The sequence below is a fragment of the Microbacterium sp. SA39 genome, assembly GCF_000967865.1.
Taxonomy (GTDB): Bacteria; Actinomycetota; Actinomycetes; order Actinomycetales; family Microbacteriaceae; genus Microbacterium.
The window spans coordinates 187,767-211,394 of record NZ_JXRU01000033.1 but is presented as its reverse complement, the minus strand read 5'-3'; the positions used below and the strand labels follow the sequence as shown (position 1 = coordinate 211,394).

The 23,628-nt window shown below is 66.0% G+C and carries 24 protein-coding genes and 1 pseudogene; 13 read left to right on the top strand and 12 right to left on the bottom strand.

Annotation, left to right across the window (positions count from 1 at the left end; translation table 11 throughout):
• Positions 1–3 precede the first annotated feature (3 nt).
• Both RS85_RS09895 and RS85_RS09890 read right to left on the bottom strand, forming a co-directional pair.
• On the bottom strand, positions 4–225 hold the full coding sequence (locus RS85_RS09895) for a hypothetical protein (protein WP_046013260.1): 222 nt from the start codon (positions 223–225) through the stop codon (positions 4–6).
• Between the two features lie 67 nt (positions 226–292).
• Positions 293–2,140, bottom strand: coding sequence for a DUF262 domain-containing protein (locus RS85_RS09890; RefSeq protein ID WP_046013259.1), 1,848 nt, complete (start codon positions 2,138–2,140; stop codon positions 293–295).
• Between the two features lie 71 nt (positions 2,141–2,211).
• Between RS85_RS09890 and RS85_RS19875 the strand changes: the two genes are divergently transcribed.
• Complete coding sequence (locus tag RS85_RS19875; protein ID WP_200894818.1) at positions 2,212–2,871, top strand: hypothetical protein; 660 nt, start codon at positions 2,212–2,214, stop codon at positions 2,869–2,871.
• A gap of 217 nt (positions 2,872–3,088) precedes the next feature.
• Here the strand turns inward: RS85_RS19875 and RS85_RS19245 are convergent.
• From RS85_RS19245 to RS85_RS09860, 5 genes and pseudogenes are all read right to left on the bottom strand, one after another.
• Positions 3,089–3,465: pseudogene (locus tag RS85_RS19245) on the bottom strand (SulP family inorganic anion transporter); the annotation flags it as partial.
• Between the two features lie 252 nt (positions 3,466–3,717).
• Complete coding sequence (locus RS85_RS09875) at positions 3,718–5,688, bottom strand: hypothetical protein (protein WP_046013257.1); 1,971 nt, start codon at positions 5,686–5,688, stop codon at positions 3,718–3,720.
• A gap of 149 nt (positions 5,689–5,837) precedes the next feature.
• Positions 5,838–6,044, bottom strand: coding sequence for a hypothetical protein (locus RS85_RS09870; protein ID WP_046013256.1), 207 nt, complete (start codon positions 6,042–6,044; stop codon positions 5,838–5,840).
• Positions 6,045–6,273: 229 nt separating this feature from the next.
• Positions 6,274–7,776: a SulP family inorganic anion transporter gene (locus tag RS85_RS09865; protein ID WP_046013255.1), complete on the bottom strand. Its 1,503-nt coding sequence runs from the start codon at positions 7,774–7,776 to the stop codon at positions 6,274–6,276.
• Between the two features lie 60 nt (positions 7,777–7,836).
• Positions 7,837–8,031, bottom strand: coding sequence for a hypothetical protein (locus tag RS85_RS09860; RefSeq protein ID WP_046013254.1), 195 nt, complete (start codon positions 8,029–8,031; stop codon positions 7,837–7,839).
• Positions 8,032–8,409: 378 nt separating this feature from the next.
• On the opposite strand from RS85_RS09860, the gene RS85_RS09855 reads away from it, so the two are divergent.
• The 7 genes from RS85_RS09855 to RS85_RS09825 all read left to right on the top strand — a co-directional run bounded on the left by RS85_RS09855 (position 8,410) and on the right by RS85_RS09825 (position 13,913).
• Complete coding sequence (locus tag RS85_RS09855) at positions 8,410–9,324, top strand: DUF2510 domain-containing protein (protein ID WP_052703515.1); 915 nt, start codon at positions 8,410–8,412, stop codon at positions 9,322–9,324.
• A gap of 188 nt (positions 9,325–9,512) precedes the next feature.
• Entirely contained in the window at positions 9,513–10,193 is a 681-nt protein-coding gene (locus RS85_RS09850) for a DUF433 domain-containing protein (protein ID WP_052703514.1), read from the top strand.
• Entirely contained in the window at positions 10,193–10,609 is a 417-nt protein-coding gene (locus RS85_RS18995; RefSeq protein WP_152642383.1) for a hypothetical protein, read from the top strand. The genes RS85_RS09850 and RS85_RS18995 overlap by 1 nt, the downstream gene beginning before the upstream one ends.
• Positions 10,610–10,981: 372 nt before the next feature.
• On the top strand, positions 10,982–11,293 hold the full coding sequence (locus RS85_RS19490) for a hypothetical protein (protein ID WP_152642382.1): 312 nt from the start codon (positions 10,982–10,984) through the stop codon (positions 11,291–11,293).
• Between the two features lie 124 nt (positions 11,294–11,417).
• A complete protein-coding gene (locus tag RS85_RS09835) occupies positions 11,418–12,332 on the top strand; it encodes a DUF2510 domain-containing protein (RefSeq protein ID WP_152642381.1) in 915 nt (304 codons plus the stop codon).
• Between the two features lie 135 nt (positions 12,333–12,467).
• Complete coding sequence (locus RS85_RS09830) at positions 12,468–13,154, top strand: aspartate/glutamate racemase family protein (protein ID WP_046013296.1); 687 nt, start codon at positions 12,468–12,470, stop codon at positions 13,152–13,154.
• A 162-nt stretch (positions 13,155–13,316) separates the two neighbouring features.
• Complete coding sequence (locus RS85_RS09825; RefSeq protein ID WP_046013251.1) at positions 13,317–13,913, top strand: HAD family hydrolase; 597 nt, start codon at positions 13,317–13,319, stop codon at positions 13,911–13,913.
• 53 nt (positions 13,914–13,966) lie between these two features.
• On the opposite strand, the gene RS85_RS09820 is transcribed toward RS85_RS09825, so the two are convergent.
• A complete protein-coding gene (locus tag RS85_RS09820) occupies positions 13,967–14,539 on the bottom strand; it encodes a dihydrofolate reductase family protein (RefSeq protein ID WP_046013250.1) in 573 nt (190 codons plus the stop codon).
• 139 nt (positions 14,540–14,678) lie between these two features.
• On the opposite strand from RS85_RS09820, the gene RS85_RS09815 reads away from it, so the two are divergent.
• The gene (locus RS85_RS09815; RefSeq protein ID WP_046013249.1) at positions 14,679–14,936 is read left to right on the top strand and encodes a PLDc N-terminal domain-containing protein; all 258 of its coding nucleotides are present in this window, start codon (positions 14,679–14,681) and stop codon (positions 14,934–14,936) included.
• A 214-nt stretch (positions 14,937–15,150) separates the two neighbouring features.
• On the opposite strand, the gene RS85_RS09810 is transcribed toward RS85_RS09815, so the two are convergent.
• Positions 15,151–15,651, bottom strand: a complete 501-nt coding sequence (locus tag RS85_RS09810; protein ID WP_046013248.1) for a MarR family winged helix-turn-helix transcriptional regulator — start codon at positions 15,649–15,651, stop codon at positions 15,151–15,153.
• 89 nt (positions 15,652–15,740) lie between these two features.
• Here RS85_RS09810 and RS85_RS09805 point away from each other — a divergent pair, with 89 nt between their 5' ends.
• Together RS85_RS09805 and RS85_RS09800 are read left to right on the top strand one after the other, a co-directional pair.
• Positions 15,741–16,670: an NADP-dependent oxidoreductase gene (locus tag RS85_RS09805; protein ID WP_046013295.1), complete on the top strand. Its 930-nt coding sequence runs from the start codon at positions 15,741–15,743 to the stop codon at positions 16,668–16,670.
• Between the two features lie 344 nt (positions 16,671–17,014).
• Complete coding sequence (locus tag RS85_RS09800) at positions 17,015–17,383, top strand: hypothetical protein (protein ID WP_046013247.1); 369 nt, start codon at positions 17,015–17,017, stop codon at positions 17,381–17,383.
• Between the two features lie 318 nt (positions 17,384–17,701).
• Here RS85_RS09800 and RS85_RS09795 read toward each other — a convergent pair whose 3' ends face one another.
• Together RS85_RS09795 and RS85_RS09790 are read right to left on the bottom strand one after the other, a co-directional pair.
• Positions 17,702–19,411 (bottom strand): dipeptide ABC transporter ATP-binding protein, encoded by a 1,710-nt coding sequence (locus RS85_RS09795; protein ID WP_152642380.1) that lies wholly within the window; start codon positions 19,409–19,411, stop codon positions 17,702–17,704.
• Between the two features lie 124 nt (positions 19,412–19,535).
• Positions 19,536–20,444, bottom strand: coding sequence for a LysR family transcriptional regulator (locus RS85_RS09790; RefSeq protein WP_046013246.1), 909 nt, complete (start codon positions 20,442–20,444; stop codon positions 19,536–19,538).
• Positions 20,445–20,575: 131 nt separating this feature from the next.
• Between RS85_RS09790 and RS85_RS09785 the strand changes: the two genes are divergently transcribed.
• Together RS85_RS09785 and RS85_RS09780 are read left to right on the top strand one after the other, a co-directional pair.
• A complete protein-coding gene (locus tag RS85_RS09785; protein ID WP_046013293.1) occupies positions 20,576–21,889 on the top strand; it encodes a glucarate dehydratase family protein in 1,314 nt (437 codons plus the stop codon).
• Positions 21,886–22,872, top strand: a complete 987-nt coding sequence (locus RS85_RS09780) for a 2-hydroxyacid dehydrogenase (RefSeq protein ID WP_235282401.1) — start codon at positions 21,886–21,888, stop codon at positions 22,870–22,872. The genes RS85_RS09785 and RS85_RS09780 overlap by 4 nt, the downstream gene beginning before the upstream one ends.
• Positions 22,873–22,901: 29 nt before the next feature.
• On the opposite strand, the gene RS85_RS09775 is transcribed toward RS85_RS09780, so the two are convergent.
• Positions 22,902–23,627 (bottom strand): sulfite exporter TauE/SafE family protein, encoded by a 726-nt coding sequence (locus RS85_RS09775; RefSeq protein ID WP_046013245.1) that lies wholly within the window; start codon positions 23,625–23,627, stop codon positions 22,902–22,904.
• Position 23,628 lies beyond the last annotated feature (1 nt).

The window sequence follows — 23,628 nt, the reverse complement described above, 5'->3', positions numbered from 1 at the left end:
GGCCTATCCGGCGAAATCGAAATTCACTACGGCGTCCGGGTCGATGCTTCGAGCCGGTTCGGTGAAGCAGTGCTCGGTCAGATCACGGAGAGCCAGCTGATCGGCTGCGAGGTGCTTCTTCTCGAGTTCCCCGTCAATGATGGCGCTGAATTGCTCGGCTTCGCCGGATTGCCCCGTGAACGCGCTGAGGACGCCGTCGTTTCCGATCACGCGCTCGATCCGCACGTCGTCCGCCCCGATTCAGATGAATCGGGCAACTGCGACGAGAAACTCCCGGTCTGCCGTTGGTTGCTCACGCGACATCATCCTGTGTGTCGTCGGGATCGGAGTCCAGGTCGAACTCTTCAGCGATCTCGGCGGCGGACCTGTCGCCGACGTCGCGGAGGACCGGCTTGCCGGTCGCTGCTTCGATCAGGCCGATCAAGAACTCTTTGCGGTGTGTAAAGTGTCCGGCGAAATCGTCGGCGCGCAATCTGGTCGGGTCGATTCCGTGCGTGCGGATGATGTCGTCGACGGCATCCGCATCCAGTCGAGCTTTGGCCTCGACACGTCGGAGGTACTCCGAGGGGGCTGAGCCACCGATCGCGCGGTTGGTTTCGGCCGCGAGTGGCGTCTTGTTGATGATGCTGTCGTACTCTGCCGGATCCAATCCGTGGTCGACCGACCACTGCTGCGGGAACACGTGATGGATGTCGGTGGCCAGGTCCTTGTGGCTCTGCAGATCGAACTGCTGGTTCTTCACCCAGTCCGTGGCGCCCTGCGTGATCTGCAGCGCGTAGATCCCCTTGTACGCCGCGGCACGTCGCGTCCGCAGGGTATTGAGGCGGCTCTCGGCGAAAACCGCGTCCCGGACTGTGTTCGGCGAGTCGAGGCTCTTGTCGAGTGCCCACGCCGGTACCTGCTCGACATCGCGGGAAAAGCGCGTTTCCGTGGTGCTGCCGTACTGCTCGCCGAGGACGCCGCACCAGTACCACTGCCTGAGACGAGCGACGATACCGATGGCATCCGCGTCGGCGCCAAGAATCACGCGGATCGCCGCGAGCGGAACGATCTGTGGCGGATACGGCAGGTAGCGGATGTCGAGAATGCGGAGGTCGGTGAGGAACCGTCCCGCCCAGATGAATGCCTCCTCAAGTGGTTGGCGCCACTCGAGGTAGTCGGCGAGTTGCAGCTTGAGGATGTCCTCACGCTTCGCGGAGATAGCCGGGGGACGATCTGATGTGCTGCTGAGATTGCGCTTCCGTGTGGCGAGCAGCGTCACGGCTTGCAGGAAGTCCGTGCTCTTCAGCGCTGCGAGTGTCGGCTGAGACTTGAAGGTGTCGACGAGCTCTTGCCAATCGTCGTTGAGCCGGAAATCGGACCCATGGGTTGCGAAGTAGTTCGCGTCGCCGGCGAAGGTCGCGGTGAGGAGCTCGAAGACGTTGAGCGGTACACCTCCGGTGTTGACCTTCTCGAACACGGTTGCGACCGCAGCCTTGCTTGTCTCTTTGTCGAGCTCGATGGCGGGGATCTGGTACTTGCTCGCAGGCGTCAGGACTGCTGTCGTGAAGGCACGGGCGACGTCATTGTCGGCGAGGCCGAGAAGCCACTGCGACGTGTCAAAGCCGCCAAAAAGCAGATTGAGCGGGAACACAGCATGGGCCTGTTGCGCCTCCGGGGTGGAGAGGTCACGAACGACCGTTCTGCCGAAGTTCTCGCGTTCGACGCCATCGCCAGGCAGTGACACGACCGCCTCATCGAGGCGATCCTCCCCTTCGAGAGCAAGGTTGATGTCGACGAAGTACTTGCGTTCGATCAGCTTTCCTCGGCTATCTGTCGTGCGGACGACACCGTTTCCACTCAACGCCTGTGTCAGAGAAGTCAGCCGTTGCTGACCGTCAAGGAGAAGGAGCTTTGGTACGACCCCGGCGGGAACATGCGAGCCCGTGATCGCCTTCGGCTTGAAGCGCACCTGATCGTTTCCGGTCTCGAGCAGCATCACTGCTCCCATGGGGTGACCTCGCAGCACTGTGACGAGGAGCTGCCGGATACGCTCGTCCTCCCACTTGTACTCGCGCTGGAAGTCAGGCAGCTGCACGCTGCCGGAGGTGGTCCAGTCCAAGTATGTCGAAAGCGGGTATTGCGGAGTATCGAATCCCATGGTGTCCTCTGTCGAGCGGCGTCTGCTCGTCAGCCTAACTTCGTGTCGTCGGTCACCGATAGCATCCGAGCATGGCATCGACAGAGGTACTCACTGATCGAGGCGCGGTCGAAGAGGCGCTGGCCGAGTTCGACCGCATCGGTCGCTTCTCGTTTCTCGAGAAGTACGGATTCGGGGAGGCGCGGGAATACTTCCTCGTCACCGAAACCGGAAACTACGACTCGAAGGCCATCTTCGCTGCCGCGTACGCAAGGCAGCATGGAGTTCTCCTCACGAGCGACGACTTCTCCGGCGGGAAGCAGGGAGCCGCGCAATGGCTCGCAAACCTCGGATACACGATCGAAGGGCTCGAGTCTAAGGAGGGACGGCTCACCTTCGACGCCTTCGAGGCTGCAATGGACGCGTTCCGCCTCGCCGTCGAGAACATCACTGCAGCACGCGCGTTCGTTGGGAGTCGTGACTTCGTGTCGTTCTACCTTCCCCCGAGCCGCCAGTACATCGCGATGATTCCCCGCGGCGGAACGCGCCCCACCGCCTGGATCAACAAGGGCTACGTGTGGTTCAGAAACGAGGACGGCACGCAGGACAGCATCGCTTTCCCGTACAACAAGCTTCGCGACGGCAGTCGCAACTCCCGTCAGAGGCGGCGCGAGGAGGCCGAGCGTCGTGTCTGCCCGAACCCCGGATGCGGCATGGTGCTGCCGCTCAGCGGGGTCTGCGACTACTGCTGAACGGACACGCTAGCTCTCCACCTCACTCACCAGCGTTGCGATCGCGTTAGGCATGTCCAAGAAAGCCCGCCGCGACGTGCGTGAGGCTGCTCGTCGCCTCAACAGTGTGCCTCGCCGTGGGAGTTGTCGGCGGGGTGCTGGTGGCGTCGGTGCTGTTCGTGCAGCGGGTGGCGCGGTTCGAGTGTGTATCGCGGACTGTGTCTTCTGGTGGTGACTGGTTGTGCGTAACCAGCACCAGCGCGACAGTCGCCACCATCACAAAGGTCTCGCTCTTCGGCATCCGCTTCAACGTCGACGGACGCACGCTGTGCCAGTCCAACGCTCCGATCGCGACCATGATCATCACGGCCACCAGAGCTGCCATCGGGATCGTCCCGACGAAGTCACCGAAACCGATGACCAGCAGGAACAGGAGCACTCCGGCGCAGAACGTTGAGATGCGGGTGCGCGCTCCCGATGCCTTCACGTTTATCATCGTCTGACCGATCACCGCGCAGCCGCCCATGCCGCCGAGGATCCCCGAGAGCAAGTTCGCGACTCCTGGCCCCACGACTCGCGGATCGCAGTAATCAAGGACTCCATCAGTCCGCCCAGCCAGCCGGGCGCGAACGATTACACGCTCGACGATTCTTGCGAGCTCGCCGAACTCGCAAACGTCGTCAGACCCGCGTCGCGTCGATCGTCGACAACGAAGGCAACTGTGCCGATCGTCGAGGCTCCGCAGCAGATCGACCGGCGCGCGTGGGTCGTTTTCGAGCAACCGGAACGATCTCGAGGAGACGCAAGTTCCGGGCCTTGACGCCGCTTACACCCGTTCAGTCGCGAGATCCGTCTCGCCCCGCGGACTCATTGATGAAGCGTTCGGCCCTCGTTTGCGCTCCCCTGCGAAATGCGAGCCGCAGTCGCCAACCAACCGCGATCGATACTCTCGCCCCAGAGTCTTTCGATGTGCCCGACCTCGTTACTCAATAGCGCAACGTCGTCCGCGAACTTCCTGAGTACGTAGACCTCTGGTCTGGTGATCCGATCAACAATCCGTTTGATGTGTCCGGCCGGCTTCGTCACTGCCGCCATCTTGAGCGCGACGCCCCCGGCACCGGTAAGTGTGGGCGACGCGACGGTGGAGGCTAGTGTTATCGCGGTGTCGACGGGCACATCCCAAGCACTCGCCTTTCCGAACATCTTCTTCATGAGGAGGTTGAAGGATTCGCTATCGAGCCTGCCATGCGCCCGACCGTCACGCAGATAGTCGCGGACCGGCTTGAATTGCCTGCGAAGCTCAAGTATCTCTGCCCAGATGTCTTCCCGTCGGGCGGAGTTCTTCAGCACGATTCCAAGGAGGTTCGGAACTCGGACACGAGAAAGATATCCGAATTGAGTCGGCTGTTCCAGGACGCTGCCTGGGTGACGGGCGACGCGAGATAGCAACTGGTCGGGGATCTCCGGATACGCTGACCTCCGCGCCAACGCAATTCCCTCCACGGGGTATCGAAGCGTTGTGCAGTTATACGCAACACCCAACGTCGCTGCGACGGTCTCGTTGATCCAATACCGAAAGGTTTGAACGCTGATGTCCCGATCAAGCGACTTCGATGCTTGCTCCCCTTCTCCGCCAACCGTGGCAACGGGGTCGTAGAAGCCCAGCCCCGGCCCACCCGGGAAGTACTGCGTGACTCCGGGACTGTCAGTGATCGAGTCGAATGACCGAAAGTCGATACGAACAGGCCGACCAAGCATCTCCGACCAGCGGCTTTCCAGCTGTTTACGGAGCTCCGGATCGCTCCTCAACGCGCTGTCCCGCTCATTCGCAATAGACCAGCGTGGGTCAACATCTGATGTCTCATAGGGGCGCACAGGTACGATGACGCCCTCTAGCTCCACTGGGAGCTCAATATCTTCTGCGTCGACGAGCACGAAATCGTAGAAGACGCAGCAATGCACGAGCGTCGAGAGATCTAGAAGCCCTTCCGGACGAAGTAGCCCCCGAACGGTGAGCCCGGCCATTTGAACGGTCGTCGTGTCCGTGAGTGTGGCGAGCACGTCGTCCAGCGGAAGCCCGCTGTTTAGTCCAGTCGCCACTGCCGCTAGACGCGACGGCAGTAGTGGCTCCCCGAGATTCTCGACACCCGAGAAATAACGATCGAGGCGTGCGTCCGAAGTGTTCTCAAAGATATGAGCCTCGACCTGCGATATCTCCTCTTCGACGCCGGAGTCTGGATTGCGCAGCAAGAGGGAGTCACCACGTCGTGCCAGGTGCACGATGTCCGGGCCAAGACGCCTTACCGCGAGGACCGGTTCGTCGGGCGTTCCGCGCGGCGGTTCGACAGACTCGGGATCTGTGATTCGCAGCAGGCTCCATCTGCTCAGCTCGACGATCGTCTCCCATCCGAGCTCTTGGGCCATGAGCCTCTGAAATCGTTCGAGAGGCCCGCGTGAATCCGGCCGCTGAAGCAGGCCCAGCGTGATGATGGTGTTCTCAGCCACAGCAGCGCAGACGTCAAACAGCGCCTCATGCATGGCGGCCAACGCATCGGCAGAGATCGCCTCAGGATGGTTGCGTGCGAGTTCCTGGAGCCACCCTGATGCTCGCTGGCGGTGGAACCTGAGCGAGAAGGGGTGAGACTGGTTGTCAATCCACCACCCAGCCGATCGCCATTCAGCGGGAACTGGGCCGAGCTCTTGGAAGGTTGCTGCCCCATGTTGGAGGGCGACGAGCTGGAGGTCTATCTCCTTATCGCTTGGACGGGAATCGGCACTGCGTCTCGAGCTAGTCAGAGTGCGCGTTAGTGCGCGGAGCTCATACAGAGGGTCAGCCATGCCACTTTCCTTATAATCGCGCTCAGGCTGGTAAAGCGGTGGAATACGCTTTACGTGGTGCAGAGCAGAAATCAGTAGTCGCACGCTCATCGATCGGCGGCCGAACGTGCGGACTTCGTTCCCGTTTGATGCCTCCTGGTCGATGCGACTCAATAGTCGACGTAGTCATCCACGTACTGCTTACAGGCTGGGCAGGTAACGGTCCGGGGAGAATCTGTCGCGGGCATATAGACGTTGACGCGCAACCCGCAGACTGTCTCCGCGCCCACCGGATGGTAATGGACCAGGGTCACGTCGATCCCCTGATCAACCATGAACTGAATCTGGCGCTCACGGAACTCGTCTTCGCTCGACATGGCCGTAGCCTATCTCCCGTCAGGTCGAACTAGGGAGAGACGCACTGCCACCCGGCGTTGACGCTTCGCTCGCTCGGCTGCCCGGTGCGTTCTAGACGACCTGGGGGGGCGACCACGGTCCGTCCCGCTCAGCTTGGCCGGGCTCGCTCAACGACCGGAGGGTGGGTTCGCCGCACTCCCTCAACGATCGTCGAGGCGGCTTTGCGGCGGGGGACGAACGGATCTGCGGTTACTCGAACCCACCCGTCAGCCTTCCTCGCATCCGCTGACTGCTCTCATTCATCCCCACGATCTCCACCGTCTTCCCCAACGCCACGTACTTCGTCTCGATCGCATCCAGCGCGGCAACGGTCGACGCATCCCACACATGCGACCCCGTCAGGTCAATGACGACCCGAGATGGATCCGATGAGTAGCTGAACAACGTCGTCAGATCATTGCTCGACGCGAAGAAGAGCTCCCCCTCCACGACATACGTCACAACATCCCCAGCGGAAGACAAGACCCGACGAACGGTCACGAAGTGCGCCACGCGCCGCACGAACAGCACCGACGCGACCAGCACCCCTCCGACAACCCCGACCGCCAGGTTGTGCGTCACCAGTACCAACGCAACCGTGGCGATCATCACGAAGGTCTCGCTCTTCGGCATCCGCTTCAAGGTCGACGGGCGCACGCTGTGCCAGTCGAACGCTCCGATCGCGACCATGATCATCACGGCCACGAGAGCGGCCATCGGGATCGTCCCGACGAAATCCCCGAAGACAACGACCAAGAGAAACAAGAACAGACCGGCGCAGAACGTCGAGATGCGGGTGCGCGCCCCGGACGCCTTCACGTTGATCATCGTCTGACCGATCACCGCGCAGCCGCCCATGCCGCCGAAGATCCCCGACAGCACGTTCGACACTCCCTGCGCCCACGCCTCGCGTCCCTTGCGGGAGTGCGTGTCGGTGATCTCGTCGACGAGCTTCGCGGTGAGCAGCGACTCCATCAGCCCGACCAGCGCCACCCCGAGCGCGAACGGCGCGATGATCGTGAACGTCTCCCACGTCAGCGGCACGTTCGGGATGAACAGCGACGGAAGGCTGCGAGGCAGCTCGCCCTGATCGCCGACGGTCGGCACGGTGATCGCGAACGCCAGCACGACGCCCGTCACGATCACGACCGACACGAGCGGAGCCGGCACGATCTTGGTGATCTTCGGCATCACGATCATCACGATGATCCCGAGCGCCACCAGCGGATACACCAGCCACGGCACATCGATCAGCTGCGGGAACTGCGAGCTGAACACGAAGATCGCCAGCGCGTTCACGAACCCGACCATGACGCTGCGGGGGATGAACCGCATCAGCTTCGCGACGCCGAGCACCCCGAGGATCACCTGGAACACCCCCGCGAGGATCACCGTCGCGATGAAGTAGTCCAGCCCGTATGTCGGCGCGACCGGAGCGATCACCAGCGCCACGGCTCCGGTCGCCGCGGTCACCATCGCCGGACGTCCGCCGAGGAACGCGATCGACACCGCCATGATGAACGACGAGAACAGCCCCACCTTCGGGTCGACCCCGGCGATCACCGAGAACGCGATCGCCTCGGGGATCAGCGCGAGCCCGACGACGAGTCCGGCCAGGACCTCGCGGGTCAGCATCCGCGGATTCTTCAGCGCCTGAAGCACCGTGGGATTCGCCCGATACCGGGCACGATCATCAATCGTCGTTGCAGACATGGGAGCTCCAGGGAAGGGCGCCTCGAGAATGAGGCAGACGTTCCAGCGTAGTTGTCCGAGCTACTCGGGTCTGCGGTCCGATCGTGGGGGCTTGTCCTTGTGGTACCACCCACGGCTGAGGACGGTCACGGTGGCTACGGCGACAGCTCCTGCGATGTTCCACCAGGTGATCGGGTTGCCTGAGAAAAGTGGGACGAGGAGGATGAACAGCGCGATCAGAGAGTTGATCACGACTCGGCTTGCGAAGGATTCCATGAGGATCAGCGCCTGCAGTTGACGGCGGAAGCTCCCGCGATCATTGTGGCTGGCAGCGCAGTCGCCACACCCCTGGAGACCCGGGATCGTCCTGACGTTCGACGCACTTCATCAACCTCCGTATTCGTGCCTTCAGCGAGTGAGAACCTCACTGCGCGGTCACGGTAAACAGAGTCAACAGCACGACGATCGGGACACGCCGGGGCCCCGCACGAGTACACCGGTATGCCGGTGCGACTCCCTGCCGGGCGCCCTATGCCGTTCGTGCAGCACCTCGCAGCCCGCCCCGACGCGATATACCGGAATGCGATGCGCGATACGCGGCCGAAAGCGGCAAAACCGCTGTGTCGGCCGGCGCTGGTCCGAAAGGATGGTCCGATGACCACTCCGAATGACACTCCTGCTGGCTGGTACGACGACGGCTCCGGTCGACAGCGTTGGTGGGACGGGCAGCAGTGGGGGGCTTTCGCCGACGCCGGGAATGAGCAGACCCTCACGACGACCGACGTTCCGGACCCTTCCGCGGGTGCCGCGCCGAAGAAGCTGAACGTCGTTGCTCTCGTCTCCGCGATCGCCGCCGCCATCGGCTTCATCTTGGCGTGCATCCCGGTCACGATCATCGCCGGCTGGATCGTGCTCTCCCTCACCTTCGTGCTGAGCATCGTCTCTCTCTTCTTCAAGGGCGACAAGAAGTGGCTCGGCATCGTCGGTCTCGTGCTCTCGATCGTCGGGCCGATCATCGGTGTCGTCGTCTTCCTGGGTGTTGCAGCGGCCGCGGTGAACGAGGCACTGGAGAAGGGCGACACGACGATCACCGAGTCCGACGGGTCGGGAGACGCCGACGATTCCGACGACGAGGAAGCCGCAGACGAAGGTCCCGGAAGCCGTGAGAACCCGCTCGCGATCGGATCTGAGATCAGTACCAGCGACTGGACGGTCGTCGTCAACTCGGTCAACCCCGACGGAACCGCGATCGTCGCGCAGGCTGCCTCGTTCAACGAACCGGCCCCCGCGGGGTCGCACTACGAGATCATCAACTACACCATCACCTACAAGGGCGAGGGGGCGGCGACCGTCTTCGAGGTCTTCGTCGACGCGGTCACCTCCGGCGGGAATGTCGTCACGAGCCACGACCACTTGGTCTCGCTGCCCGACGATATTGCCCTCGACCAGCTGTACGCGGGTGGAAGCCTCACCGGATCCGCCGCCTACCTCATCCCCGACGGCGAGACCATTCTGGTGCGCGTGACGCCCGGCGGCCTCGCCGACGACGAGGTCTTCGTCCAGCCGTAAGAGTCGATGCGCGAGTCGAGGCCCTGATCAGCCGATGCTGGTCAGGGCCTCGATCGTTCGGCGCTCGGACACGACTCCGGCGGTGGGGTGATATCACTTCGTCACCATCGCGGCTGTGGATAACGCGTTCTCCCCGGGTTCTGCGCTGCATCGGGCATTACGTTCGCCCGCCTGCGATGATTGAGCGCATGGCGACCTCGATGCTCGATCGGGCGATCTACTCGTACTCCGACGTAGATCGCCTCGTAGGTTTGCACACTGGAACAGCGAAGCGGTGGCTCGACGGATACTCGCGAGCTGGCAGGTTCTACGAGCCGATCCTCCGCGAATCGACCACCGGGTCCGAAGCCGTCACGTGGGGCGAGATGGTCGAGGCGCGGCTCCTCGCCGAGTTCCGGAGCCGCGATGTGACCGTCCAGTCGTTGCGTCCGGCGATCGAGCAGTTGCGTGAGGAGTTCGGCCGCTATCCGCTGGCGCTTGCTCGCCCGTTCCTCGACGTCGAAGGACGCGAGCTGGTTCGTGTCGTGCAAGAACGCGTCGGCCTCGGGCGATCCCTTCAGTTGGTGGTCGTGAGGAATGGGCAGAGCATCCTGACCGCGGCCACGGAGCGTTTCAGCGAAGCTGTCCAGTACGTCGCCGGCGCCGCAGGCACCATCCGACCTGATCCTCGCACTCCGTTCGTCGTGATGGACCCGACCCGCACGTTCGGCCAGCCGGCCATACGCAACGTTCGCACCGAGATCATCGCCGGCGACTACAGCGCTGGAAGCTCCCGCGACGAGCTCGCAGACCTCTACGACCTCTCGCTCGATCAGGTCGACGAAGCCCTTCGCTTCGAGCTCATCGTCGGACGCGATCGGGCAGCATGATGAGTGCGTTCTCACCGGTGTATTTCGCCGATGAGAACGCTCTGGGCCTGGCGAAGCTCCTACGGCGCGCGGGGCGCGAAGACGTACTCCACCCTGGGCGCCCTGCCCTGCCCGAAGTGCCGCTCGGAACCCCTGACCTCGAATGGATGCCGATCGCAGGCGCGGCAGGCTTCATCGTCGTGACCCGCGACCGGCGCATCCGCACTCGACCTGCCGAACTCGCGGCTTACCGTGAACACGGCATCCGTTCGGTGTGGATCGGAGTGAAACATGACCTGCGACCGGAGAAGCAAGCCGCACTCTTCCTCCGACATGAGGAGCGACTCGTACGCGAGATCATCAAGCGTGGCGAGGGCCCGTGGGCGCTGGCGATGAGCACGAGAGACCTTCGCCCCGTTCGTCTGTCGGGGTGGTGAGGCGCGGAGGGGCGTTCCCTGACCCATGCGTCACCGAATCCTGTTCGGCGATCCGTTGTCGGTGCTGTTAGTCCGTCGCGAAGGCCGTCCTACTTCGCGCCCTCCCGCGGGCCACGATCGATCGCGCGGCTCAGGCTGAACGCTCCCGGCGCATCCTGCACGACCTTGCCCTTGGCGATGCGCCGGATGTTCGCCGCTTCGGCGCGCATCGCTGTTCCGAGTTCTCTCAGATCGTTCTTCGCCGGTACGCCGGCGCGATACTCCCGTCTGCTCCATGAAGGTGGCGCACGCCCGAGTCATCCGCCGCACCGGGTCGAGGTACTTCGAGTCAGGCCGCAGCTGCATCCGGGCCTCCCGGATCTGCGAGCGCACATGATTCACCGACTCGAGCACCCGCTTGGCGGAGTCGTCCGGCCACGGATCATCGAGGGTCTCGACGGCGAATGCGCGCTTCGCGGCCAGATCGATGAGCAGGTTGTCGATCGCGACGCGTTCCGTGCGTTTCGCGTCGATCCACCTCGCGATGCGATCGGCGGTCAGCGCGAGTGCCGCGCCGACGAAGGTCGCAATAAGGGTCCCGATGAAGTCATCCATAGAGGCTGCTTTCGTTTGTGTTGCCTCATCATCGCAAGTTCTATCCAACCGGATGTATCAGGAGCGCGGCCGCCGGATCCTTCTCTGTGAGCGCCCGAGCATTTCGGCGCCGAGAACGCCGAAGGAGCATCCCCATGCCGCACTCCGAAATATCGCTCATAACGAACCAGCAACGCCTGCCTTTCGGCTCACAGCGTTCTGTCAGGATGAGCGCATGACAACACCGAATGACACTCCCGCCGGCTGGTACGACGACGGCTCGGGCCGCCAGCGCTGGTGGGACGGTCAGCAGTGGGGGACCTTCGCCGACGAGGTACAGGCTCAGACTCTCACGGCGACCGCCGCCCCGATCGCTTCCGCCGACGGCAACCCGAAGAAGCTCAACGTCCTCGCCCTCGTCGCCGCCATCATCGCCGCGGTCGGCTTCATCTTCGCCTGCATCCCCGGCGCCCTGATCGTCGGCTGGATCCTGCTGCCGATCGCCTTCGTGCTGAGCATCGTGTCGCTCTTCCTCAAGGGTGACAAGAAGTGGCTCGGCATCGTCGGCCTGGTGCTCTCGATCGTCGGCACCATCGTCGGCGTTGTCGTCTTCCTCGGAGTCGTCGCGGCATCCGTCGACGAGGCCTTCGGCGACGGCGACACCGTCGTCACCCAGCCCGACACCACCGACGAGGCCGACGAGCCGGCTGACGACGAAGAACCCGCCGAGACCGCTGAGGGCACTCGCGAGAACCCGTACCCGGTCGGATCCGAGATCAGCAACAGCGACTGGTCGGTCGTGGTCAACTCGGTCAACCCCGACGGCAACGCCATCGTCTCCGAGGCGAACCAGTTCAACGAGGCTGCTCCGGCCGGCTCCCACTACGAGATCGTGAACTACACGATCACGTACAAGGGCGCCGAGTCCGCCACCTCCGCCGAAGTCACGGTCGATGTCGTGACCTCCAGCGGCAACGTGGTCAACAGCTACGACAGCCTGGTCTCTCTCACCGACGAGTTCGGCTTCGAAGAGCTCTTCACCGGAGCGACCGTCACCGGCTCGCAGGCGTTCCTGATCCCGGATGGCGAGACTATCGTCGTTCGCGTCACCCCCGGTTTCTTCTCGGACGAGTTCTTCGTCCAGCCGTAACCGCTGCATGAACACGCGGAGGCCCTGATCAGTGAGAACTGATCAGGGCCTCTGTCGTTCCGGTGACCGCCCGGGATACATTCGATGGATGCGCACCGCCCCTCCCGCGACCCGCTCAGACGTCGGGCAGACCCGGTGAAGACCATCGGCGTCCTCGGCGGAATGAGCTGGGAATCCTCCCTCGAGTGGTACCGACTCGCGAACGAACGCGTGCGGGAACAGCTCGGCGGTAACCACTCCGCCCGCATCATCCTCGACTCGCTGGACTTCGCCGAGATCGAAGAACTCCAGGCGCGCGGGGACTGGGATGCCGCGGGCACTCTGCTCGCCGACCACGCCCGCGGACTCGAGCGTGCCGGTGCCGACCTGATCGTGCTCTGCACCAACACGATGCACCTCGTCGCCGACCGGATCGAAGCCGCGATCGGCATCCCGTTCGTCCACATCGCCGACACCACGGCCGCCGCCGTGCTTGCATCCGGCATCCGCAAAGCGGGCCTCCTGGGCACCGCCTTCACGATGGAGAAGCCGTTCTATCGCGAGCGGCTCGAGGCGCAGGGCATCGAGGTGCTCGTGCCCAGCGCCGAGAAGCGCGCCCGAGTGCACGCGATCATCTACGACGAACTGGTGCACGGCATCATCCGTCCGGAATCCCGCGCGTACTACCGCGAGGTGATCGACGAACTCGCGGCGCAGAGCGCGGAGGGCATCATCCTCGGCTGCACCGAGATCGAGCTGCTCGTCTCTGCCGCGGACTCTCCGGTGCCTGTGTTTCCGACCACCTCGCTGCACGTCGATGCTGCGCTCGCCGCCGCGGGGTGAGGTGAAACGCCTCCCCGCGCGCCCTTCCTTGTCGGACGGATGCTGCGCGAGGATGAACAGGACCGCCGTCGAAGGAGATCCGCATTGCGCTTGCCACGCCCCTCTCGCCGGCGTACTGAGCCGCAGACGTCGACATCGAGCCTGTCGCCGGCCCCTGAGTCGATGACCTCGATCTGCGCAGTGCTGTTCGATCTCGACGGAGTCGTCCGGCAGTTCGATGAGGACTACACGACCGACATCGAGAGACGGCACGGCCTTGAGCCGGGCGCGGTTGTGGATGCCGCCTTCGAGCCGGAGCTGCTCGACCAGGTGACCACCGGCCGGATCTCGCGCCGCGCCTGGGTTGCCCGCGTGGGCGAGGCGCTCGGCTCGGCGGCCGCGGCCGAGGAGTGGGGACGGCAGCCGTCCGAAGTCGACGCGGAGGTGCTCGCCATCGCGGACGCGCTTCGTGCCGCCGGCATCCGCACCGCCATTCTCACCAACGGGACCGACACGATTCCGGCCGAGGCGGACGAGCTCGGCCTCACCGAGCATTTCGATGCGATCTTCAACTCCGCCGAGATCGGGTGGGCGAAGCCGGATGCCAGGGCTTTTCAGCACGTGCTCGATGCGCTCGGGGTGGAGGCGTCGGAGGTGTTCTTCACGGACGACTCAGAGGGGAAGCTCGCGGGGGCGGAAGAGGTGGGGATGGTGACGCATCACTTCGAGTCAGCGGAGGGGTTGCGGGAGGCGCTGCGGGCGGAGGGTTTCGCGATCTGAAGACGTTTCGTCTCGCTTCGCTCGCTCAACGACCGCGAAGGAGGAAGCGTCGCTCAACGAACGGGGGCGGGCGCTGGCCGGTAGCGGTGCACGACCACGCCGGAGCGGAACTCCTGGCGCTCCACCAACTCCAGAGGCAGCCGCGCACTCAGCCCGGCCAGCAACGTCGGACCGTGGCCGGCGATGACCGGATGCACGGCGAACACGAACTCGTCGATGAGTCCGAGTTCCGCGAGCGCGAGGGGGAGCGTCACGCCGCCGACCGATAACTCCCCGCCTGGCTGCTGCTTCAGCGCCCGGACGGCGTCGCCCAGATCACCCTGCACCAGTTCGGCGTTCCAGTCGACCTCGGTGAGGGTGCTCGACACGACGTACTTCTTCGACCGATCGATGGCCTCGGCGAAGGCGACCTCCGACTCGTCCATCCGGTCGGGCCACACGCCGTCGGCCGGCCGCCGCCACGCAGACTCCATCATCTGGTACGTCACGCGACCGTAGATCTCGGCATCCGACCGCTCCGTCTCGGCGGTGCAGAAGGCCATGAATTCTTGGTCGGGCGTTATCCCCGCCTCATGATGCACGCACCCGTCGAGCGTCACGTTGGTCCCGTACCGCAGTGGCCTCATTCGTCGCTCTACCTCGATGCGCGCAACCCGGATTCACCGGACGGTAGCAGACGGCCGTCGCCGGCGACAGGCCAGCAGCGCTCGGGTCAAGACCGCCCTCTACTCTGGACGGATACGCCCACCCCGCGAAGGAGCTGCCATGAACCCGTTGATTCCCGGGGTGTGGGACGTCGTCTGGTCGATGGTCTGGATCGCAGCACTCGTGCTCGCGGTCGTCGCGATGGTCACTCTGCTTCGCACGAAGGCGGCACTCGGCCCGGCGGCGACGGCGCTCTGGGCGCTCGCGATCATCTTCATTCCCCTCCTCGGCGCGTTCGTGTGGCTGATGTCGAGCCGGCGTCTGCGGCGCACGGAAGCGCGCCGCCGCAGGACTGCCGCGAGGGCGGAAGCAGCGTGATGAGGTCTCCGATCAACCCGGGTTGATCGCTGCGCACGGACGCTTCGACACGCTCAGCGACCCAGCCGAGCGTCGGAGTCATCCCGGTGGGACGCGTTTCGTCTCGCAAGCTCGCTCAACGACCGGGGTCTCGCAAGCTCGCTCAACGACCGGGGTCTCGCACGCTCGCTCAACGACCGGGGTCTCGCACGCTCGCTCAACGACCGGGCGAGCGTCAGTCGGCCTTGACCTTCCGCGGTCCGGCGCTCCGCGGGGGATTCGCCCGCAGGTGTCCGCTGACCTGCGTCATCACCCGGGCGAGGACCTCGACATCGGCGTCGTCGAGCGACGCGAACAGCAGACTCTGCACGGCCTCGATGTGCCCGGGGAACACCTTCGCGAGCACCGCACGACCCTCGGCCGTGATGGCGACGATCGTGCTCCGCTCATCCTCAGGCGAAGGAGCCCGCGTGACAAGACCCCGCTCCTCGAGCGACTGCGCCTGATACGTCAGCCCGCTGCGGCTGTAGACGACGCCGTCGGCGAGATCCGTCATCCGCTGGCTGCCGTCCGGAGCATCGCCGAGACGCGCCAGCAGCTGGAACTGCACGTAGCTGAGCTTGCCGACATCCTTCAGCTGCTTCTCGACCGCGTGCCGCAGCAGGCTGCTCACCTCGGTGAAGGCGAAGTAGGCCGCGAGCTCGGTCGGGGAGAGCCGAGGAGATCGATCGTTCATGATTCCAGTATACGTGTTGCTTCGAATTCGAAGCAGTGCTACTGTCATCGTATTGCTTCGAATTCGAAGCACCTATGAAAGGAGAGATCATGAAGGCAGTACGGTTCCACCAGGTCGGCGGCCCCGAGGTTCTGCAGCTCGAAGACATCGCGCAGCCGGTTCCGGCCGCGGGGCAGGTGCGGCTGCGCGTCGCGGCATCCGCTTTCAACGCCGCTGACAACGGCATGCGGGCGGGCTTCCTCCCCATCCCGGTCGTGCTCCCGCACATTCCGGGCTACGACGTCTCCGGCACGATCGACGCGATCGGCGACGACGTCGAAGGCTTCGCGGTCGGTGACGCGGTCGTCGGCTTCCTGCCGATGGCCGAAGACGGAGGAGCGGCCGAGTACGTCGTCGCCCCGGCCGACGTGATCGTCGCAGCGCCGATCAGCGTGCCGCTCGCAGACGCCGCAGCTCTCCCCTCGGTCGCTCTCACCGCCCGCCAGGCGCTCTTCGACGACGGGCACCTCGAAGCCGGACAGCGCCTGCTCATCGTCGGCGCGGGCGGCGCCGTCGGCAAGCACGCGATCGCCCTCGCCAAGCGGGCGGGCGCGTACGTGATCGCCACGGCGAGCCCGCGGAGTGCGGATGCCGTGCGTGCCGCCGGCGCCGACGAGATCATCGACCACACCGAGACCGGAGTGCTCGACGCCGTCTCGGATCAGGTCGACATGCTCCTCAACCTCGCGCCGATCGAACCGGAGGAGTTCACCGCCCTGGTGCGCCTCGTCCGCGACGGAGGCGTCGTCGTGAGCACCACGGCCTGGATGCCGGCGCCCGACGACGCCGACCGGAATGTGCGCTCGGTCGTCGTGTTCGTGCGGAGCGACGCCGCGAAGCTCGCCGAGCTCGTGTCGCTGGTCGACGACGGCGTGCTGCAGGTCGAGGTCACGCGCCGCATCCCGCTGGCCGAGCTGCCGGCGCTGCACGCGGAGGCCGCGGCAGGCCGGATCGCGGGCAAGGTGATCGTGCTGCCGTGACGGTGGGTGGTTGTCGCACCCGCGTGGGGTGTGCGTCCCGGAAGGAAGAGTGCGCTTCGCAAGGCCGGTTCGCCGGCATCCGTCCTTGCGAAGCGCATTTCTCCTTGCGCAGGATCGGTCGCGAACGCAATACACCGGTATGCCACCACGCTCGCTCCGCCTGTCGCCCCCGTCGGCAGCGGATGCCGTACGTACAGTGACCGGATGCAGCCAGGATCCCTCGCCGACGTCGTCATCGCCCTCACCGCCATCGGAGCACTCTCGCCGCGATCATCGGGGCGAAGCACGCCGGCCGGCTCTTCGGCATCGAGGCCAATCGAGATGAAGCCGCACGAGCGCGGGAGATGCAGTCGCAGGCGAGCAAGGTCTTCGCCTGGGTCGCCTCCCGGATCGGCGAAGAGCAGACGACTTACGGCGTCGTGGTGGTGAACTCCTCCGAGCAGGCGATCTACGACGTCGAGGTGCGCGTCACGGATGCGTACGAGAGCGAGCGGCGTCCGATCCAGCTGACGATCCTTCCGCCGGGGGCCTACTACCTCGGCGAGAGCACCGAAGCCTACGCGTGGGAGTTCGCCTCGCGGCTGCGCTCGTTCGAGGACGAGATCCGCCCCGTCACGAAGTCGCGCAAGCGCCGCATCGTCGGGATGGCATTCCGCGACAGCTCTAACCTCACGTGGGTAAGGGACGTCGAGGGGCTGCTTGCGCGGGCGTGATCACTCGTGCTGCCATGACTGCATGCTGCCGGGTGTGCGCCCGTGAAGGAGGAGCGCGCTTCGCAAGGCCGGTTCGCCGGCATCCGTCCTTGCGAAGCGCGCTGCACCTCACGACGGATCATCCGCGTTCTGCGGAGTCACGCGAGAATCGATCTGCGAAAGAAATTCTGCACGTCAACCCAACGTGTAAAGAACAGGCCGACTTTTACACATCCGCGGGGGCACAGCTGAAGCATGCCAGAGCGTTTCGTCTCGCTGCGCTCGCTCAACGACCGGGGGATGGCGCGAGTCGAAGGATCGCTCAACGACCCGGTAACGTCACGCCGAGAACGCAGGGACCGCCTCGATCAGCATCCGCGTGTACTCCTGCTGCGGGTTCGTGAAGATCTGCCCGGCGTCGCCGCACTCGACGAGGATGCCGTTCTTGAGCACGGCGATGCGGTCGGCGGTCTCTGCCACGACGCCGAGGTCGTGCGTGATGAAGAGGTAGCTCAGCTCGCGCTCGCGCTGCAGCTCGTCGAGCAGCTTCAGGATCTGCGCCTGCACCGACACGTCGAGCGCCGAGACGGCCTCATCCAGCACGAGGAACTCGGGATCGAGTGCGAGAGCGCGGGCGATCGCGACGCGCTGCCGCTGTCCGCCCGAGAGCTCGTCCGGGAAGCGGTCCAGCATCCCGTCGGGCAGGGCAACCTGTTCCGACAGTTCGACGGCTCGTTTCGACCGCGACGACCGATCGCCCTCGCCGAACGACAGCAGCGGCTCGGTGATGAGCTGCTCGATCGTCATCCGCGGGTTCAGCGAGTCGAACGGGCTTTGATAGACCATCTGGAACCGGCGCCGCAGCTGCCGCAGCTTCTCGCCCTTGACGTGCGTGATGTCTTCGCCGGCGAACGAGATCGCACCGGATGTCGGCTCGTCGAGCCGCAGCACGAGCCGTCCGAGGGTGCTCTTGCCCGACCCCGATTCACCCACGACCGCGAGCGTCTCGCCGCGACGCACCTCGAGCGACACGGCATCCAGGGCGGTGAGCGTACGACGATCGCCCTCGCCCTTGGGCAGCGGGAAGATCTTCGTCAGCTCGCTCACCCGCACGATCGGCTCGCCACCGAACTCGATGCGGGCCTGCGTGGATGCCGTCCGTCGCTCGTGCGCGCTCAACCGCGGCGCCGCGTCGATGAGCTTGCGCGTGTACTCGTGCGTCGGCGCGGTCATGACCTGCGCCGCGGGACCGGCGTCGACGATCTCGCCCTGCCGCATGACGATGACCCGGTCGGCCCGTTCGGCCGCCATGCCCAGGTCGTGCGTGATGAGCAGGATCGACGTGCCCAGCTCCTGCGTCAGATGCGCGAGGTGATCGAGGATCTGCTTCTGCACCGTCACGTCGAGGGCGCTCGTCGGCTCATCCGCGATGACCAGGCTCGGTCGGGCGGCCAGCGCCCCCGCGATCAGGGCGCGCTGCTTCATGCCGCCGGAGAACTGATGCGGATACTGCTTCGCCCGCTCCGCCGGATACGTCAGACCCGCCATCTCGAGCAGCTCGATCGCACGGTCCGCCGCGTCGTGCTTCGACGCGAGCCCGTGCACGAGCAGCGGCTCCGCCACCTGCACGCCCACGCGGCGCACGGGGTTGAGAGACAGCGCCGGATCCTGCGGGACCAGCCCCATCAGCCGACCTCGGATGCCGCGCCAACGGCGCTCGCTCAACGGCAGCAGATCCTCGCCCTCGAACACGACTCGCCCGCCGGTGACTTCGGCGTTCGGCGCGAGAAGGTTCATGATCGCCTGCGCGACGGTGCTCTTGCCCGAGCCGGACTCGCCCACGATCGCGACGACCTCACCGCGCTTGACGCTCAGGCTCACTCCGCGGACGGCGTCGACCTCGCGGTCGCCGATCCGGTAGGCGATGCGCAGATCCTCGACGCGGAGGATGTCGTCGCGTGCAGCGGATTCCCCGTTGTGAGCAGGGTCCGCGGATGCCCCGGAACGGGTGGACTCATCGGCGGTCGCGGCGTCGTCCTTCTGCAGCATGCGTCCTCCTCGTCGAGCACGGGTGTCGTCATCAGCCCTGATCATGTTCTCGTTCACGCTACGCGCGCCGATTCATCCGGATCAAGGGCTCCATCGGCATGGAGCAATGCGCCGGGCGCATCGATCAGGCGTCCGCATCCACGTCGTCGGCCAGGCTCAGCAGACGTTCGACGAGGGGATTCGGAGTCTCGGAGTTCCACGCGATGTCGAGCTCGACGCTGTTCACCCGCGACGACGGGTCGGCATCGCTGATCGGCAGCAGCGTCACGGTGTCGGGGGCGATGCGCCCTGCCGACTCGGGGACGAGCGTGAACCCGATCCCCGCACTCACCAGCGCCAGCAGCGCGGGCACCTGGCCGGCGTATTGCACGATGCGCGGATGCACGCCGCTCGCCACGAACATCGACAGCAGCAGGTCGTGGAAGTACCGCGCGACAGTCGGTGAGTACATCAGCAGCCGCTCGTCCTTGAGGTCGATGAGCTTCACCGGCTCCCCGCGCTGCGCCAATGTCGAGCCGCTCGACACCGCCACGGCGAGCCGCTCGCGGTACACCGCTCGGCTGCTGATCTGCGGCCGGGCCAGCAGCGGCCGCATCAGGCCGATGTCGACCGTGCCCTTCTCGAGCTCCTCCATCTGGTCGAGCGAGACGAGCTCGCGCAGCAGCAGCGTGACGCCCGGCAGCTCGGCCGATGCGCGACGCAGCAGATCGGGGACGACCGACTGCCCGGCCATCGCCGTGTACGCGATCGTGACCGTGCCGGCGGCGCCCTCGCCGACCGAGCGCACATCGGAGACCGCCTTCGCCGCGAGATCGATGAGCCGACGGGCGTTGGGCAGCAGCGCACGGCCGGCCTGCGTCAGAGCGACGCGGCGACTGGTGCGGTCGAACAGCCTCGTCGACAGCTCGCGCTCGAGCTGCTGGATCTGACGACTGAGCGGAGGCTGCGTCATCTTCAGGCGCGTGGCCGCGGCGCCGAAGTGCAATTCCTCCGCGACGGCGATGAAGCATTCGAGCTGTACCAGCGAGATCATCGATCCACTCCCGACATCAGTCAGTGCGCTATTTGGTTTGTCCGCGCATCCGTCTCACCATAGTGTCGAAGCAACTCGATGACGCGGAATCCGTCGACGCGGATGCACGGCGTCTCACCGACGGAGGCCCGATGTCCGAAGAGTTCCTGCTGTCTGTCCCGGCATCCACCCGGCTGCCCGAGAAGGCGGTGCGGTCGGTGCGCATCACGCCGGTCGCCTTCCAGGACCCGCCGCTGCTCAACACGGTCGGCGTGCATGAGCCCCTGGCGCTCCGGGCCATCGTGCAGGTCACCACCGAATCGGGAGTGCTCGGTCTCGGCGAGACCTACGGCGACAGCGCGCACCTGCATCGCCTGCGGATCGCCGCCGATGCCGTGCTCGGCTGCGACGTCTTCGCGACCAACGACCTGCGGGCGCGCGTCGAGCGCAGCGTCGCCGGTGACGGCATACGAGGCGGGCACGGCATGTCGGGAATGGTCACCGGCACGAGCACCGGCGACCGCGTGCTGTCGCCGTTCGATGTGGCAGCCCTCGACATCCGCGGCAAGCTCCTCGGAGTGCCGGTCAGCGAACTGCTGGGCGGACGGGTGCGGGATGCCGTGCCCTTCAGCGGCTACCTCTTCTACAAGTGGGCGGGGCATCCCGGCGCGGCATCCGACGAATGGGGCGAAGCCCTCACGCCCGACGGCATCGTCTCGCAGGCGCGTCGCATCGTCGACGGGTACGGCTTCACCGCCCTCAAGCTCAAGGCCGGCGTGCTGCCGCCCGACGAAGAGATCGCGGCGATCCTCGCGCTGCGCGAGGCGTTCCCGGAGCACCCGCTGCGCATCGATCCGAACGGCGCCTGGACCGTCGAGACCTCGCTGCGTGTCGCCGACGCGCTGAAGGACGTGCTCGAGTACCTCGAGGATCCCACTCCCGGGCTCGAGGGCATGGCTGAGGTCCGCCGCGGTACTGATCTGCCGCTCGCGACCAACATGTGCGTCGTCGCGTTCTCGCATATCGCGGATGCCGTGCGCCTGGGCTCCATCGACATCGTGCTCTCCGACCACCACTTCTGGGGAGGCCTCGAGCGATCGCGTCTGCTCGCCGGCTTCGCGGAGACGCTCGGGTGGGGACTGTCGATGCACTCGAACTCCCACCTCGGGATCAGCCTCGCCGCGATGACCCACCTCGCCGCGGCGACCCCCGGTCTCGGTTACGCGTGCGACACCCACTGGCCGTGGAAGCGCGACGACGAAGACATCGTCGCCCCCGGCGCGCTGACCTTCGCGAACGGTTCGCTGGCCGTGCCTACCGGGGCCGGCCTCGGCGTCGAGCTCGACCCCGAGGCGCTGGCGCGGCTGCATCGGCAATACCTCGACGGCGGCATCCGAGAGCGCGACGACACCGGCTACATGCAGCGCGTCGACGCCGGATTCGTGCTGGAAAGCCCGCGCTGGTGAGCGCGCCGTTGCGCATCGCCGTCACGGACCCGATCATCGCGGAGTTCGCCGACGAACTGCGTCGCACCGCGCGACCGCACGACTGGGTGTTCGCCGACCTCGACGTGCCCGAGTCGGTGCGCGCTGCGATCGACGGCGCCGACGTCGTGATCGGTTCGCGGATCACGGTCGACGACATGGCCGACGCCGATCGCGTGCGCCTGGTGCACGTGACAGGCGCGGGAGTGGACCGGGTCGAGGACGGCGCCGTGCCCGACGGAGTGCCGCTGTGCAACACCGGTCACCACGGCCCGGCGATCGCCGAGCACGTGCTCGTGACCGCCCTCATGCTGCGGCGCCGCGTGCTGCCGGTCGACGCGGAGCTGCGCCGCGGAGAATGGCGCACGGTCGCCACGGCGCCCGGATCCATCGCGTACCATCGCTCGCTCGCCGGCAGCACCCTCGGACTCATCGGCTACGGCGAGATCGGACGCTCCGTGGCCCACCTCGCGAAGGCCTTCGGCATGCGCGTGATCGCGATGCGACGGCATCCGGATGCCGCGGGCCCGGGCACCGAGCTGCTCGACCGCGTGTACGGCGAGGACCAGCTGCATCCGCTCCTCGGCGAGAGCGACGTCGTGGTCGTCACCGCGCCACTCACCGAGAGCACGCGCGGTCTGATCGATGCGGATGCCCTGGCGCAGCTGCATCCGGACGCCCTGATCATCAACGTCGCGCGCGGCGCCCTCATCGACGAGGACGCGCTGTACGCCGCGCTCGCCGAAGAGCGCATCGGGGGCGCGGGGATCGACGTGTGGTGGGACGCGCCGGACGGCACGCAGGCCCCCGCCTCCGTGCGCCGGTTCGCCGCGCTCGACCGGGTCGTGCTGACCCCGCACTACTCCGGCCACGCCCGCGAGGTCTTCACCGCGCGGGCCGCCGACATCGCCCGCAACATCGACCTGCTCGACGTCGGGCTCCCGCTGGAGCGGCAGGTGCGCTGAGGAGGATGCCGCGTCGCCGCGGCATCCGCTCAGATCATCTCGAACAGGCGGGTGGCGATCAGCGTCAGCGCGCCGAGAGCCGAGGCGCCGAGCGCGATCGCGCGCGTGCGGCGGCGGTTGAGGAACCGGTTCAGGAACCGTGAGACCACCGCGCCGGCCACGGCGAACGGTGCCATCCACGCGGCGGTGAGGAGCGCATGCGGCGGCACGGCGCCCCACAGGAACAGGGCGACGAGTGACAGCGTCGAGCCGACGAGGAAGAACGCCGACATCGTGCCGCGCAGTCGAGGCCCCTCGGATCCCTGCCAGATGATCGCCATCGGCGCCCCACCCACCGAGGTGGTCGTGCCCATGACGCCGGACAGCGCCCCGGCGAGAGCCTGCGTCGTGCGCGTCACCCGCGGACGCCAGCCGCGCAGCGACACGAGCACGCCCACCAGCACGACCGCGGCGACCGCCCACGACAGCACGGCCGTCGACATCACGGTGACGAGTCCCGCTCCGACGACGGTGCCCGGCACTCGCCCGGCCAGCGCCCAGCCGGCGCCGCGGAGGTCGAGGGCTGCGCGATCCATCACCACCACGATGACTGTCACGATCATGGCCAGCGTGATGACGAGCACCGGCAGCAAGGTCGCGTCGATGAGGGCGATGAAGGGCGCCGCCAGCATCCCCATGCCGAAGCCGATCGAGCCCTGCAGGCAGGCGGCGGCGAGGATGACCGCGGCCAGCAGTGCGAACTCGAGGGGCGTCACC

Excerpts from the sequence above, each read along its gene's own strand:
- RS85_RS09790 (WP_046013246.1), bottom strand. The coding sequence starts at position 20,444 with ATGATCTCGCTGGTACAGCTCGAATGCTTCATCGCCGTCGCGGAGGAA.
- RS85_RS09810 (WP_046013248.1), bottom strand. The coding sequence starts at position 15,651 with ATGAACGATCGATCTCCTCGGCTCTCCCCGACCGAGCTCGCGGCCTAC.
- RS85_RS19490 (WP_152642382.1), top strand. The coding sequence starts at position 10,982 with ATGATTCACCGACTCGAGCACCCGCTTGGCGGAGTCGTCCGGCCACGG.
- RS85_RS09785 (WP_046013293.1), top strand. The coding sequence starts at position 20,576 with ATGTCCGAAGAGTTCCTGCTGTCTGTCCCGGCATCCACCCGGCTGCCC.
- RS85_RS09820 (WP_046013250.1), bottom strand. The coding sequence starts at position 14,539 with ATGAGGCCACTGCGGTACGGGACCAACGTGACGCTCGACGGGTGCGTG.
- RS85_RS09835 (WP_152642381.1), top strand. The coding sequence starts at position 11,418 with ATGACAACACCGAATGACACTCCCGCCGGCTGGTACGACGACGGCTCG.
- RS85_RS09825 (WP_046013251.1), top strand. The coding sequence starts at position 13,317 with ATGACCTCGATCTGCGCAGTGCTGTTCGATCTCGACGGAGTCGTCCGG.
- RS85_RS09855 (WP_052703515.1), top strand. The coding sequence starts at position 8,410 with ATGACCACTCCGAATGACACTCCTGCTGGCTGGTACGACGACGGCTCC.
- RS85_RS09795 (WP_152642380.1), bottom strand. The coding sequence starts at position 19,411 with ATGCTGCAGAAGGACGACGCCGCGACCGCCGATGAGTCCACCCGTTCC.
- RS85_RS09850 (WP_052703514.1), top strand. The coding sequence starts at position 9,513 with ATGGCGACCTCGATGCTCGATCGGGCGATCTACTCGTACTCCGACGTA.
- RS85_RS09805 (WP_046013295.1), top strand. The coding sequence starts at position 15,741 with ATGAAGGCAGTACGGTTCCACCAGGTCGGCGGCCCCGAGGTTCTGCAG.
- RS85_RS09870 (WP_046013256.1), bottom strand. The coding sequence starts at position 6,044 with ATGTCGAGCGAAGACGAGTTCCGTGAGCGCCAGATTCAGTTCATGGTT.
- RS85_RS09860 (WP_046013254.1), bottom strand. The coding sequence starts at position 8,031 with ATGGAATCCTTCGCAAGCCGAGTCGTGATCAACTCTCTGATCGCGCTG.
- RS85_RS09875 (WP_046013257.1), bottom strand. The coding sequence starts at position 5,688 with ATGGCTGACCCTCTGTATGAGCTCCGCGCACTAACGCGCACTCTGACT.
- RS85_RS18995 (WP_152642383.1), top strand. The coding sequence starts at position 10,193 with ATGAGTGCGTTCTCACCGGTGTATTTCGCCGATGAGAACGCTCTGGGC.
- RS85_RS09890 (WP_046013259.1), bottom strand. The coding sequence starts at position 2,140 with ATGGGATTCGATACTCCGCAATACCCGCTTTCGACATACTTGGACTGG.
- RS85_RS09815 (WP_046013249.1), top strand. The coding sequence starts at position 14,679 with ATGAACCCGTTGATTCCCGGGGTGTGGGACGTCGTCTGGTCGATGGTC.
- RS85_RS09800 (WP_046013247.1), top strand. The coding sequence starts at position 17,015 with ATGCAGTCGCAGGCGAGCAAGGTCTTCGCCTGGGTCGCCTCCCGGATC.
- RS85_RS09865 (WP_046013255.1), bottom strand. The coding sequence starts at position 7,776 with ATGTCTGCAACGACGATTGATGATCGTGCCCGGTATCGGGCGAATCCC.
- RS85_RS19875 (WP_200894818.1), top strand. The coding sequence starts at position 2,212 with ATGGCATCGACAGAGGTACTCACTGATCGAGGCGCGGTCGAAGAGGCG.